The 12,975-nt window shown below is 68.0% G+C and carries 9 protein-coding genes and 1 tRNA gene; 4 read left to right on the top strand and 6 right to left on the bottom strand.

The annotated features are described in order from the left end of the window. Positions 1-34: 34 nt before the first annotated feature. Both tkt and ABOZ73_RS11535 read left to right on the top strand, forming a co-directional pair. Complete coding sequence (gene tkt / locus ABOZ73_RS11540; RefSeq protein ID WP_369058296.1) at positions 35-2,005, top strand: transketolase; 1,971 nt, start codon at positions 35-37, stop codon at positions 2,003-2,005. Positions 2,006-2,113: 108 nt separating this feature from the next. Next, the gene (locus ABOZ73_RS11535; protein WP_369058295.1) at positions 2,114-2,950 is read left to right on the top strand and encodes a hypothetical protein; all 837 of its coding nucleotides are present in this window, start codon (positions 2,114-2,116) and stop codon (positions 2,948-2,950) included. Here ABOZ73_RS11535 and ABOZ73_RS11530 read toward each other — a convergent pair. Then, positions 2,947-3,183, bottom strand: coding sequence for a hypothetical protein (locus ABOZ73_RS11530; RefSeq protein ID WP_369058294.1), 237 nt, complete (start codon positions 3,181-3,183; stop codon positions 2,947-2,949). The two genes, ABOZ73_RS11535 and ABOZ73_RS11530, sit on opposite strands and share 4 nt — an antisense overlap. Positions 3,184-3,414: 231 nt before the next feature. Here ABOZ73_RS11530 and ABOZ73_RS11525 point away from each other — a divergent pair. Then, positions 3,415-3,489, top strand: a tRNA-Glu gene (locus tag ABOZ73_RS11525). A gap of 108 nt (positions 3,490-3,597) precedes the next feature. Here the strand turns inward: ABOZ73_RS11525 and ABOZ73_RS11520 are convergent. Next, positions 3,598-4,014, bottom strand: a complete 417-nt coding sequence (locus tag ABOZ73_RS11520; RefSeq protein ID WP_369058293.1) for an RcnB family protein — start codon at positions 4,012-4,014, stop codon at positions 3,598-3,600. A gap of 174 nt (positions 4,015-4,188) precedes the next feature. Between ABOZ73_RS11520 and ABOZ73_RS11515 the strand changes: the two genes are divergently transcribed. Next, positions 4,189-5,703 carry an acetyl-CoA hydrolase/transferase family protein gene (locus ABOZ73_RS11515; protein ID WP_369058292.1) on the top strand — a complete coding sequence of 505 codons (1,515 nt, stop codon included), beginning with the start codon at positions 4,189-4,191 and terminating at the stop codon, positions 5,701-5,703. Positions 5,704-5,790: 87 nt separating this feature from the next. On the opposite strand, the gene ABOZ73_RS11510 is transcribed toward ABOZ73_RS11515, so the two are convergent. From ABOZ73_RS11510 to ABOZ73_RS11495, 4 genes are all read right to left on the bottom strand, one after another. Beyond that, positions 5,791-8,628 (bottom strand): TonB-dependent receptor, encoded by a 2,838-nt coding sequence (locus ABOZ73_RS11510; RefSeq protein WP_369058291.1) that lies wholly within the window; start codon positions 8,626-8,628, stop codon positions 5,791-5,793. Between the two features lie 121 nt (positions 8,629-8,749). Then, positions 8,750-9,679, bottom strand: coding sequence for a FecR domain-containing protein (locus tag ABOZ73_RS11505; protein ID WP_369058290.1), 930 nt, complete (start codon positions 9,677-9,679; stop codon positions 8,750-8,752). Beyond that, positions 9,627-10,142, bottom strand: coding sequence for an RNA polymerase sigma factor (locus tag ABOZ73_RS11500; protein ID WP_369058289.1), 516 nt, complete (start codon positions 10,140-10,142; stop codon positions 9,627-9,629). Before ABOZ73_RS11500 ends, ABOZ73_RS11505 begins: the two co-directional genes overlap by 53 nt. 199 nt (positions 10,143-10,341) lie before the next feature. Next, on the bottom strand, positions 10,342-12,939 hold the full coding sequence (locus tag ABOZ73_RS11495; protein WP_369058288.1) for a M14 family zinc carboxypeptidase: 2,598 nt from the start codon (positions 12,937-12,939) through the stop codon (positions 10,342-10,344). Positions 12,940-12,975: the final 36 nt, after the last annotated feature.

Below are 12,975 nucleotides of genomic sequence, written 5' to 3'. Positions count from 1 at the left end.
GCGCGCAAAATCACCTGCGCAGCGAGAAAACCCGATGTCCGTGTCCCCCACGACCATGGCCGACGCCATTCGCGTGTTGTCGATGGACGCTGTCCACAAGGCCCGCTCCGGCCACCAGGGCATGTGCATGGGGATGGCCGATGTGGCCACGGTCCTGTGGACCAAGTTTCTGAAGTTCGACGCCAGCAAGCCCGACTGGGCCGACCGCGACCGTTTCGTCCTGTCCGCGGGCCACGGCTCGATGCTGCAGTACAGCCTGCTTCACCTGACCGGCTTCAAGGCCGTGTCGATGGAGCAGATCAAGAATTTCCGCCAGTGGGGGTCGGCCACGCCGGGTCACCCCGAATACGGCCACACCCCGGGGGTCGAGACCACCACCGGTCCGCTGGGCCAGGGCCTGGCCACCGCCGTCGGCATGGCCATGGCCGAGCGTCACCTGGCCGCTCGCTTCGGCAATGAGCTGGTCGACCACCGCACCTGGGTGATCGCCGGCGACGGCTGCCTGATGGAAGGCGTCAGCCACGAGGCGATCAGTCTGGCCGGCCGCCTGAAGCTGTCGAAGCTGACCGTCCTGTTCGACGACAACAACACCACCATCGACGGTGAGGCGACCATCGCCGAGACCGGCGACCAGCTGGCCCGCTTCAAGGCCGCCGGCTGGGCGGTGAAGAAGATCGACGGCCACAACCACGGCCAAATCGCCGGCGCCCTGCGCTGGGCCGCGCGCCAGGACAAGCCGACCCTAATCGCGTGCAAGACGCTGATCTCCAAGGGCGCGGGCCGCAAGGAAGGCGATCCGCACAGCCACGGCTACACCCTGTTCGACGACGAGATCGCCGAGGCGCGCAAGGCCATGGGCTGGACCCACGGCCCGTTCGAGACCCCGGAAGACGTGGGCAAGGCCTGGCTGAAGGCCGGCAAGCGCGGCGGCAAGCCCCGCAAGGCCTGGGAAAAGGCCCTGGCCGCCTCCGACAAGGCCGCCGAATTCAAGCGCGCCATGTCGGGCGAACTGCCCGCCGGCTGGGAAGAGCGCATCGACGCTCACATCGCCGAGATGGCGGCCACCGGCAAGGCGGACGCCACCCGCGTCCATTCTGGCTCGGCCCTGGCGCAACTGGTTCCGGCCATCCCCGAGATGATCGGCGGTTCGGCCGACCTGACCGGCTCCAACAACACCTTCGTCAAGGGCATGCTGCCCTTCGACGCGCCGAACTATGACGGCCGCTACGTCCACTATGGCGTGCGCGAGTTCGGCATGGCCGCGGCCCTGAACGGCATGGCCCTGCACGGCGGCGTCATCCCCTATTCGGGCACCTTCCTTGTGTTCAGCGACTACAGCCGCGCGGCGATCCGCTTGGGCGCGCTGATGGGCGCCAAGGCCATCCACGTGATGACCCACAACTCCATCGGTCTTGGCGAAGACGGCCCGACCCACCAGCCGGTGGAACACGTGGCTTCCCTGCGCGCCATGCCGGGCCTGCTGGTCTTCCGCCCGGCCGACGCCATCGAGGCGGCCGAATGCTGGAAGGTCGCCGTGCAGCAGAAGGCCACGCCCTCGCTCATGGCCCTATCGCGCCAGAAGGTCCCGGCGGTCCGCAAGGACATCTCGCAGAACTTCTCGGCCAAGGGCGCCTATGAGCTGGCGGCGGCCGAGGGCGGCGCGGCCAAGGTGACGCTGTTCTCGTCGGGCACCGAGGTGTCTGTGGCCATGAAGGCCCGCGAGCTGCTGCAGGCCGAGGGCGTTCCGACCCGCGTGGTCTCCACCCCCTGCTGGGACCTGTTCGAGAAACAGGACGCCGCCTATCGCAAGGCGGTCATCGGCGACGCCCCGGTCCGGGTCGCGGTCGAGGCCGGCGTGCGCTTCGGCTGGGAACGCTTCATCGGCGAGGACGGCCTGTTCGTCGGCATGATCGGCTTCGGCGCCAGCGCCCCGTACGAGCGCCTGTACCAAGAGTTCGGGATCACCGCCGAAGCCGTCGCTGCCGCCGCCAAGACCCGCCTCTAGACACCGGCCCGCAAGCCTGAGCTTCAGCCCGCCGTCGCCCCGCGACGGCGGGTTCGCTTTGTCGGGTCCGGGCGTTAAGGTCCTTGAACGACATAAGGACCCGGCTCGATGTTGCTTGCCGCCTTTCTTCTGACCGGCCTGGCTCAGGGCGCGGCCGCGCCCGCCCCCGCCCAGATCACCCCCGCCTGCGCATCCGCCTTCCGCAGCCAGTTGCCGGCCGTCAGCCAGGCGATAGGACGACAGGCGTTCGATGCGGCTCGGACGCAACTGGACGCCATCGCGCAAGGTCCTTGCAAGGACGATCCGGCGGCGGCGCAGGTCCTGCCGGCCTATGCCGCCGACCTCTCCCTGCGCCAGATGAAATTCGTGCAGGCGGTGAAGGAAGCGACCTCAGCTCAGATGTCGCCGCAACATCCCCTTTGGCCGTTCAAGCAATTGACCCTGATCGCGGCTCACAACGGGCTGGGCGACAAGGACGCGGCCAATCGCCAACTGGTGACGCTTCTGACAGCTCACAACCGGACGCTCGCCGCCAGGATGAAGCCTGTGGAGCGGTTTGAAACCGACACGGCCCTGGTCCAGAGTTTCGAAGGAGAGCTCGATCAGGGCATCTTCAAACGGAGGCTTGTCTTTGTCGCCGCCCCCAAGGCGGGCGGGATGCCTCAGACGCTCATGCTGACGATCAATACGGAGGCGGACAAGCTTCGTCCTCAAGATCCGGATCGGCCCTGGTTCATCGATCACTACGCCTGCCACGGCCGGACGACGGTCGAGATCATCATGGCGCCGCGATCAGCGCCCGGGCCGGACTATGAGACGGTGAAGGCCAAGGTCATCGCCGCCCTGCGCAGACCGCCGGGCGGCGATGGAAAGGCTGGCCCCGGCCTTCCGGCCTGCACCTTGTCCCAGTACGTCCTGCCCGGCTTCTTCAACGACGGACTCTAGGCCGCCGCCGACAGGTTGGGCGTGCGGCCGCCATCGCGCCAGCGGCCGAGCAGCGCGCCGTCGCGGCCGCGGATCCAGACCTCGCCCTCGCCGGAAAGCTCGGGTGCGGCGGCCAGGCCACGGGCGAACCGCTCAGCCACCGCGCCGGAGCCGAAGCTGCGGGGCTCCGACAGGCCAGGCGCCTGGACGACCCATCCAAGTTCCGATGGGGAGACGATGATGATATGCGGCACGGAAGCGACCCAAGATCCAGCGAGGCCCTGACGCCTCGGCGCACCAAACGCCGAACCCGGCGACAGGTTCACGGGCGATCCCAATAAGCTTCGTTCGTGACAGCTTTTTGCGGCAAGCCTCTGAAAGTTCGCCGCAAAGTCGTAATGCCCGCGACACATTTTCGTAAAAGACGTGACCACCCGTTGCGTTCGGTCGCGAGCCTCGCTAAACGGCTGCCTCCACCGCGACGCGCTCCCTTCGTCTATCGGTTAGGACACCAGATTTTCAATCTGGGAAGAGGGGTTCGACTCCCCTAGGGAGTGCCATCGCGAACGTCGCCGCTCCGGCGACCGACTCTTCCAAGCAGCTCTGATCTTCGCCTCGCAGGCAGCGAAACGACGCGGCCCGTTGAAGAGCCGCGCCGTCGTGAGCGCCTAGTAGTTGTTGGCGATGATCGAGGCGATCAGGCCGGTGGCCAGAGCCGCCATCACCACGTCGCCGTTGTCGGCGCGGTAGTAGCCGTAGCCGCGCGGCGGCGGGGCCCAGCCGTAGCTGCGGTAGTTGTGAACCCGATACTGCGGGCTGCGGTAGTGGGCGAAGCGTTGACCCGTGCGATAGCGCGGGCCGTGGCCGTACCCATAGCCGTAGCCGCCGCGACGGTTGTCGAACCGGTCGCGATGATCCGGGCGACCGTCACGGTCTCGGTCGTAGCCACGCTCGGCGTAGTTCGGGCGCCCGTCGCGATCGCGGTCGCCGTAAGGACCGCCGCGGCCGCTGTAGGGCTGGGCCGAAGCGACGGCGCTGACCAGGGTCATGGCCGCCGCGGCGGTGATCAGAAGCGTCTTCTTCATGGTGGTCTCCTTTTCGTCGAGGATCACAATGCGCCCGCCTGCCTGAACGATCCGGGGGCTGCCGGTTCATTTTCGGTTCACCGCAAGGGTTCTCGCGTCGACCCGGGTTCTTGATTTGACGCAAGGCTCGCCGACGTCGGACAGGTAGAGCTCCCCCATTCGAGGAGCCCGCCCATGACAAGCCGCATCGCCTGCCCCCAACTGCGGGCGAAGGTGACCACCGCCGAACAGGCCGCCGCCATGATCGGTCATGGAGAGGCCGTGGGCATGAGCGGCTTCACCGGCTCTGGCTATCCCAAGGCTGTGCCCACAGCGCTGGCGGCGCGCATGGAAGCCGAGCACGCCGCGGGCGATCCTTTCCGCATCCGCGTCTGGACCGGCGCCTCCACCGGGCCGGAACTGGACGGCGCCCTGGCCAAGGCCGACGGGATCGAGTTCCGCCTGCCCTACAATTCCGACCCCATCGCCCGCGAGAAGATCAATCACGGGGAGATGGAGTATTTCGACATGCACCTGAGCCAGGTCGCGCCCATGGCGTGGCAGGGCTTCCTGGGGCCGCTGGACACCGCTGTGATCGAGGTGTCGGGCGTCTATGCCGACGGCTCGCTGATCCCCTCGTCATCGGTGGGCAACAACAAGACCTGGCTCGACCGCGCCGACAAGGTGATCCTGGAGGTCAACAGCTGGCAGAACCCGGCGCTGGAGGGGATGCACGACATCTACTACGGCACCCGCCTGCCGCCGCACCGCCAGCCCATTCCCCTGACCCGTCCGGACGACCGCATCGGCCAGGCCTATCTGCGCTGCGACCCGGCCAAGATCGTCGCCGTGGTGGAGACCGACACGCCCGACCGCAACCTGCCCTTCGCCGCGCCCGACGCGCCGGCCCTGGCCATCGCGGCGCACCTGATGGAGTTCTTCAGACACGAGGTGAAGAAGGGCCGCCTGCCCGCCTCGCTGCTGCCGATCCAGTCGGGGGTCGGCAACATCGCCAACGCCGTGCTGACCGGGCTGGTGAACGGCCCGTTCGAGGACATGACCGCCTATACAGAGGTGATCCAGGACGGGATGCTCGACCTGCTGAACTCGGGCAAGCTGCGCATGGCCTCGGCTACGGCGTTCTCCCTGTCGCCCGAGGCGGCGGCGCGGATCAACGCTGACATGGGCGCCTATCGCGATCGCATGATCCTGCGCCCGCAGGAGATCAGCAACCACCCGGAGATCATCCGGCGGCTGGGCTGCCTGGCCATGAACGGGCTGATCGAGGCCGACATCTATGGCGCGGTGAACTCCACCCACGTCATGGGTTCGCGCATCCAGAACGGGATCGGCGGCTCCGGCGACTTCGCCCGCAACGCCTATGTCTCGATCTTCATGACGCCGTCGACCGCCAAGAAGGGCACCATCTCGGCCATCGTGCCCCAGACCAGCCATGTCGATCACATCGCCCAGGACGTGCAGGTGCTGGTCACCGAGCAGGGCCTGGCCGACCTGCGCGGCCTGTCGCCCAAGCAGCGGGCGCAGGTGATCATCGAGAACTGCGCGCACCCGACCTATCGCCAGCATCTGAAGGACTACTTCAAGCGCGCCGTGGTCGGTTCCTACGGCCAGCAGACCCCGACCCTGCCGGGCGAGGCCCTGAGCTGGCACCAGCGCTTCATCGAAACAGGCTCGATGCTGCCCAAGTGAGAAAAGTAGACGGCCCCGCGGGTCGGGGGAGCACCACGCGGGGCCGTTGCTGCGCTTTCGCGCAAGCCTCAGATCAGATCGACGGGATCAGAAGCTGACCCGGACGCCGCCCATGAACCGGCGGCCATAGCCTTCCAGTTCGTAGGGGCGGGTGACGTCGCCCTGCCAGCGCATGCCCTCCTCGTTCGTGAGGTTGTTGGCGTCGAAGAACAAAGCGTAGTTGCGGTCGATCTGGTAGCGGACCGAAAGGTCGAGGCGCTGTTGCGCCGCCCACCAGAAGTCGGACGTCTCGGCGGCGCCGACCTCGTCCAGCCACTTGGTGCGGTGCTGCCAGCTCAGACGCGCCGACACCCCGTGCTTCTCGTAGAACGCGGTCAGGTTGGTGATCCGCTTGGAGGTGCCGGGGAAGCCGGTCTTGCGGCCGTCCGGCGTGGTGAATTCACCATCCAGAAGCGTCAGGCTGGTCTCGACACCCAGGCCCGACAGCGCGCTGGGCAGGAAGCGGAACGGCTGCACATAGGCGAACTCGACGCCGTACAGGTCGCCGTCCTCGCCGTTGACCGTGGTCGAGAAGTCGTATTCCGAGCGGTCGAAACCCTGGCCGTCATAGCGACCGTCGCCGACCGTCGCGGTGCTGCCGAACAGCACGTTGTCCACCTTGCGCCAGAACACGTTGGCCGACAGCACCGAGGCGGCTGCGAAGTACCATTCGATCGAGCCGTCGAGGCCGTAGGCGGTCTCCGGCTTCAGCACCGGGTTGCCGCCCGAGATCGTGCCGTTGGCGTCATTGATGTTCACGTTCGCCGACAGGGCGCCGAAGCTGGGACGGGCCGAGCCGCTGACCACGGCCGCGCGGACCTGCAGGTCGTCGCGGGCTTCATAGGTCCAGTGGAGGCTGGGGAAGATCCGGGTCTGGTCGTTCTCCAGGTCCAGGGGCTGCCGGGTTCCGCCGATCACCGCCGTGCCGGCCGACTGGATCTTGGTGTTCTCGATCCGGGCCCCGGCCACCACCCTGTGCCGGCCCAGCTCAACGCGGCCCGTGGCGTAGGCGGCGATCAGACGCTCATCCACGGTGAACAGCTGCTGGGGCGAAAGCTGCGGCACGGCGAAGGTCGCGCCGCTGGCGTTGGCCGCGCGGGCGGCGTTGAACAGCGCTTCGGCCTGGCGGCGCATCAGGCTGTTCTCGACGTAGTTGAAGGTGAAGCCCCGCGACAGGTCCTCGTCCACGGCGCGGGTCGAGACCATCGCCAGCGGGGTCCATTGGACGCCCAAGGCGGCCGCGACCTGACGGGCGTCGAAGGTCCCGCCGCTGACGCCGGCCGGGGTGGTGTTCGAATAGCTGCCGACGTCGCGGTACTGGCGGTCGTTGTACTGCAAGCCCGCCATCAGGCGCACCGGCGCGCCGAACAGATCGACCTCGCGGCTGTAGTCGACCTTGGCCAGGTCCTCGCGGGTCTTCCGCTGCGAGCCCGACCAGGTGATCAGTTCCTGGTCGAAGGCAAGTTGGTCCAGGGACGTCCGGCGTCCGCCGCGCACCGGCGACGCGCCGCTGCGGTTGGTGTCGTACAGCGTGATGCTGGGGAAGCCGCGGTCACCGGCCACGAAGGTCAGGGACGGGCGCAGGCCGGAGCTCTGGCGCTGGTCGATCAGCGGGCTGCCGCTTTCCAGAACCGAGCGGCTGTGCGCCAGGTCCCAGGTCAGCTCGCCGCCGGCGATGGCGTGTTGGCCGTGCAGGATGTTGTAGAGGCCCGAGGTCTCCTGGCCGCCCTTGTTGAACTGGCCGCGAACCTCGACGCCGACCAGGTCACCGGCCAGCTTGGTGCGCGTGCCGGCCTGGGCGCCGTTGAAGAGGAAGGTGTACTGGTTGCGCTCCTCGTCATCGATGAACTCCGAATAGATGGAGTTGAAGGTCAGGCGATGACCTTCGGCCGGGACAAACTCCAGGCCCGCCGACAGGGCGTTGGTCTCACGCTCGATGACGTACTTGGCCACGCGCAGCTGGCTCATGCCTGTGGCGTCGAAGCGCGGCTCGGCGTTGTCGGTCTGCTGCTCGAACACATAGTGTGAGCCAGACAGCACCACGCCGAAGCGGTCATTAGACCAGGACAGGCGGGCGGCGGCGTGATCCTGCGGGCCATCGCCCAGATCCACGAAACCCTTCCCGAGGGCGGCCTGCATGTGGAAGCCCGGATCGGACATCGGGCTGTAGGTCTTCACGTCGATCTGGCCGGACAGCGCTTCGGCCGGCATGGCTGGGGTCAGGGTCTTGTTCAGGTCGACCTGGTCGATCAGCGTCGAGGGCACGGCGTCGAAGCGAAAGACGCGGTCTTCGGCGCCGAGGATGGCGACGCCGTTCAGCGCCACCGAGGTCCAGCGCGTCGGGGCGCCGCGCACTTGGACGTAGCGCTCCTGACCCTGGTCACGTTGAACGCCGACGCCCGGCAGACGCGCCAGGGCGCCGGCGGCGGTCTGGTCGGGGAAGCGGCCGACCGTGTCGGCGGCGATCACGCTTTTGACGTTGTCGGCGGCGCGCTGGATCTCCAGCGAGCGCGTCAGGCTCTGCATGATCGGGGCGGAGACGACGATCTCCTCGACCTGGGCTTCGGCCTCCATCGCCGCGCGGGCGCCGGCCGACAGGATGACGACCCCGCCTTGGTTGGAGGCGATGCTCAGGCCCGAACCCGTCAGGGCCTGACGGACCGCCGCCATGGCGTCCATCTCGCCCTTCACGGTCGCGATCCAGCGGCCTTGCAGGTCCGGCAGGGGCGCGATGATCTGCAGCCCGCTCTGCAGGGCCAGTTGCGGGACGCCAGTGACGGCCGACTGGGCTTCGATGTTGAACGTGCGGACCTGCGCCGCCGCCGGTTGAGCCACGCAGAAGACGGCGACCGCGGCGGTCGAAAGGAATAGAGACTTCGAAATCATGTTGGCCACTGCGCCACCCCTTTGCGATTACAAAGAAGCGACGAGCAACCGGAATATATCCGCCAAATTTTATTGTGAAATTTTCAAGAATAACAACGTTTACAACTTATAATATACAGAGCTAACCGATGTATATTCCATCGTCCTGTACGCGTACCGCGACCATCAGACTGGCCGCCGCGGCGCGTGCGAAGGCTTCCGGCTCCCGCGCGCGGAACACCCCGACCACGCGAAGCCCCTGGGCGGCGTCCGCCACGGCGATGGGGCGGGCGTTGTAGCGATTGAACTCGGCGGCGGCCTCCTGAAGCGTGACGCCGTTGAGGACGATTGCTCCGGTGCGCCAGGCAAGATTGGCCTGCAGCACGGCCGGCGCGACGGCCGAGACCGCGACGCCCCGGGCGTCGGCGATAGCCATGGCTCCGGCCTCGACCACCTGCTCGGAGGCGTCCATGCCGAGGCGCTGGAGGCGCACCGCGCCGCGCTCGACATTTACCCGCACGCGGTCGAGATCCCGCCGCACGGAGAAGTCCGCCTCGCCGGCGGTCAGAGCGACGTCGCCGGCGTTCACCCGGAAGGGGCGCCCAGCATCGCGCGCCACCTCGAACCAAACCTCGCCCTGGGAAAGGCTGACCTCGCGGATGACACGGTCGAAACTGACCTTCACCCGGCTGTCGGTGTTGAGGTCCAGGCTGGAGCCGTCCTGAAGGGGCACCCGCCGCCCCTCGCCCACCCCCGTGGCGATGCGACGCCCCCCAAGGATCAGAGGCGACAGGCTCAACCCGGCGACACCCGCCGCCAGGGCGGCCCCGCCGCCGAACAGCAGGCCGCGACGCGCCATCAGCGGGGCGGGCATCAAGGGCTTGGGATTAAGAGCGCGCCCGCGATCCAGGCTCATCCAGGCCGCGTCGGCGCGCACGAAGGCGCCGCGCTGGCGCGGATCTTCCGCCAACCAGGCTTCCAGCTCGGCCGTCTCCGCCGGGCTCAGGCCGCGGTCGCGCCTAACGACCCAGTCGGCTGCGGCGCGGTCGATCGGATTGGACGGCTTGCTCAAGTTCCACTCGGCCCGATTGGGCGGCGACCGCATCCAGCAGCAGACGCAGCCCCTTGGCCGCCTGCTTTTCCACAACGTTCTCGGTGACCCCGAGCTGCCTGGCGATCTGCCTCTGACTCAGACCCTGCACCTTGCGCATGACGAAAATGGTGCGGCATCGCTGAGGAAGGGACTCGATAAGCTGACTGATCCGGCGAAGCTCGATGCGACCGCCGGCGAGCCGTTCCGGGGAAGGGCTCTCATCAACGACGTTGGTCCACGCCATTTCCGCCACGTCGTCGATGCCGACTACGCGATTTTTTCGCAGCTGGTCGAGGGCGACATTGCGGGCCGTGGTGAAGAAGTAGGCGCGGGGACTGGCGATCAGCGCGGGATCGGCCACGCCGGCCATGCGGCAGTAGCTCTCCTGGACCACGTCATCGACCTCCACGAGCCGCAGGCTGCGGCGCAGCCAGGCGCGCACATCCGCCTCGTGGGGCAGGATCTCGTCGGCGATCCAGCGGCCAATGTCGTGGTGATGGGAGATCGCCGCCCCGCGGGTCCGTTCAAGCTCGGCGCCCCGTTATCGAGTTCTGGTGACAGCGGTTTGAAGACTTCCGTTACGTAAGCAGCGGGCTTGCGGAAAGGGCGGCCCGGCCGAAGCCGGACCGCCCTTCACATCGTCAGAACCGCGCCGACGGCGACAGGTGGTTGGAGAAGAACAGGCTGTTGAGCAGCAGGCGCTCGGTGTTCAGCCAGTACTTGCGATGCGCCGGGTCGTCGGCGAACAGCACCACATTGCCCTCACCCTGGCGCGCCACCTGCGCCCAGACCGAACCCGCCGCCTGCTTGCGCAGGCCCTCGGGCAGGTAGCCGTTGACCACCGGCTGGGCGTCGATGCGCACCACGTTGGAGAAGGCGTCGGACACCGGCGACAGGGTCACGTCGGTTTCCTTGTTCACGAACAGCGCCCGTTGCGGCAGGCCGAAGGCCAGCGGGTGGGTGATGTCGGCGTCGGCGGACAGGGCGTTGCCGGAGCTGCGCTTCTCGGCCAGGGCGTCGCGACGGGCGGCAAAGTCGAGGCGCTCGGCCTTGTCCTCCGCTTTCTCGTCAGCCGCCTTGGGCGCCGGGCCGGTAAGACCCTTGGCGACCGCCCATTTGGAGGCGGCGCCGAAGGTGACCAGCGAGCCGCCGCTCTGCACCCAGCGGCGCAGGGCCGCCACGGTGTCGTCGCTCCAATCGTCATAGCGACCGCCCGCCAGGACGATGCTGCTGTAGCCGCCCAGGGGCAGGCGCCGCAGCTGCGCCGGGTCGAGGCGCGTGGCCGGCCAGCCCAGGCGTTCGCTCAGCGAGAACCAGGTGGAGCCGATCTCGGTGGCGTTGACGCCCTCGCCCATGACCAGGGCGATCTTGGGCTTGCGCAGCGGGCGGACGCTTTCGCTGCCCAGGTCGATGCCCGACAGGCTCTGCCCCGTGGCCAGGCCGTAGGCGGTGACGCCGGCCTTGCGGGCGGCTTCGTCCACGGCGGCGCGCAATTGCGCGGCGTCGAGGCTCTGGCCTGCGGAGGCCACCACCAGGGTCCCACGTCCGAAGGCGGTCTGGCCGCCCTGGACGCGGGCCGAGAACGGCTCGAACGCGGCGCGGACCTTCACACCCTTCTGCAGCAGAGCCGACAGGACGCGCGGCGCGTTCACGTCACGCCAGTCTACAGCGTAGGCATAGGCTTGCTCGCCGCCCACGACGCCGCCGGCGGCGGTCGGAGCCGCCGTCACCGCCGCGCCCAGCGAAGGCGCGTTCTTGGCCCGGCCGACGGTCAGGCCATAGGCCGGCGCCACCGCATAGGACGTGCTGCCATAGACACCACCCTTGGTGGGCGGCGTCGGCTCGAAGATGGAATGGATCAGGCGGAACTGCGGCTGAGCCGACGGCACCACCCAGGCGCTGCCTGGCTGATAGGTGCGGCCGTCCAGGGTGACCGGCGCGCCCAGGGCGTGGACGCGGATCTTGTGCTGCAGCAGCAGATCCAGGGTCTGGCGCGACAGGCCCGGGTCGGCCGGATCGCCGAACACGAAGGCGGCGTGCTTGTAGCGACGCCCTTCATCCACCGCCGAGCGGAAGAACTCGCGCTGCAGGTTGAACAGGCCCTGGCGCTCGGCCACCGCGCCCCGGACGGAGGCGATGCCCGTGGCCACCTGGTTGCGGATGGTGAAGGCGAAGGTCAGCGGGCCGTTGGCGGTGTCCTGCACCAAGCCGCGCGAGCTGGCCTGCTCCACCGTCACCCCGACGCCGCCGTGGAAGTCGGGATAGGTCGAGCCATAGACGGCCGAGAAGTTGTCGTAGTTCTCGCCCGTGTAGTAGAGCGAGCCCAGGTCATCGAGGGCCTTGGCGTGGTAGCGCGCCAGCACCTTGTTGAACTCGTAGGAAGCCTTGGGCAGCAGCGGGCTTTCCATGCTCGCCGGCGACGGTTCGAAGTAATAGGTGCTGCCCGAACCCATCTCGTGGAAGTCGATCTGCACGTTGGGCAGCCAGCGGTGGAAGACCTCCAGCTTGGCGCGGGTCTCCTTCTGGGTGACCGCCAGCCAGTCGCGGTTCAGGTCGGTGAAGTAGTGGTTGGTCCGCCCCATGGGGAACGGCTCCACGTGCTCCTTGTCGGCCGAGTTGGAGACCGCCGGGTTGTTCTTCCAGGCGTTATGCCAGTTGGCGGCGCGGTCGCGGCCGTCCGGGTTCTGGGCGGGATCGATGATCACTACCGCCTTTTCCAGCCAGTCCTGGACCTCGGCCGAACGGTTGGCCGTCAGGTAGTAGGCGGTCAGCAGGGCCGCCTCGCCGCTGGACGTCTCGTTGCCGTGAACGCCGTAGTAGAGGCCGACCACCACCGGCGTGCGCGCAAGATCCGGCGCCGCGGCGTTGGGATCGGCGACCGCCGCGTGCGCGGCCTGAAGCTCCCCCAGACGCCCTTGGTTGGCGCCCGAGGTGATCGTCACGGCCAGGAGCGGACGCCCTTCATAGGTGCGGCCGATCTCCTCGACGCTGACACGGTCCGACAAGCGGTCCAGCTCTCGCAGATAGGCGACGACCTGATCATGGCGCGTATAGTGCGAGCCGATCGGATAGCCGAGGAAGGCCTCCGGCGTCGGGATCGCCGCGTCGAAATCGGCGGCCGGCGCCTGTGGGAAGAAGTAGCTGCTCTGTGCGGCGGCGATGGTCGGGGCCGAGGTAAGGACGGCGGCGGCGAGGAGCGCCGCGGGGGCGGCGTTCCGGAGCCAGGACTTGAAGGACATCGGGTCTATCCAGGTAAAATGATGCGACGGTCTAGC

Source organism: Caulobacter sp. 73W (genome assembly GCF_041021955.1).
GTDB lineage: Bacteria > Pseudomonadota > Alphaproteobacteria > Caulobacterales > Caulobacteraceae > Caulobacter.
The sequence above is the reverse complement of the archived record's forward strand: the minus strand, read 5'-3'. Positions and strand labels throughout refer to the sequence as shown.

Coding starts and splice junctions, on each gene's coding strand:
- tkt (WP_369058296.1), top strand. CDS start 35: ATGTCCGTGTCCCCCACGACCATGGCCGACGCCATTCGCGTGTTGTCG.
- ABOZ73_RS11535 (WP_369058295.1), top strand. CDS start 2,114: ATGTTGCTTGCCGCCTTTCTTCTGACCGGCCTGGCTCAGGGCGCGGCC.
- ABOZ73_RS11520 (WP_369058293.1), bottom strand. CDS start 4,014: ATGAAGAAGACGCTTCTGATCACCGCCGCGGCGGCCATGACCCTGGTC.
- ABOZ73_RS11515 (WP_369058292.1), top strand. CDS start 4,189: ATGACAAGCCGCATCGCCTGCCCCCAACTGCGGGCGAAGGTGACCACC.
- ABOZ73_RS11510 (WP_369058291.1), bottom strand. CDS start 8,628: ATGATTTCGAAGTCTCTATTCCTTTCGACCGCCGCGGTCGCCGTCTTC.
- ABOZ73_RS11495 (WP_369058288.1), bottom strand. CDS start 12,939: ATGTCCTTCAAGTCCTGGCTCCGGAACGCCGCCCCCGCGGCGCTCCTC.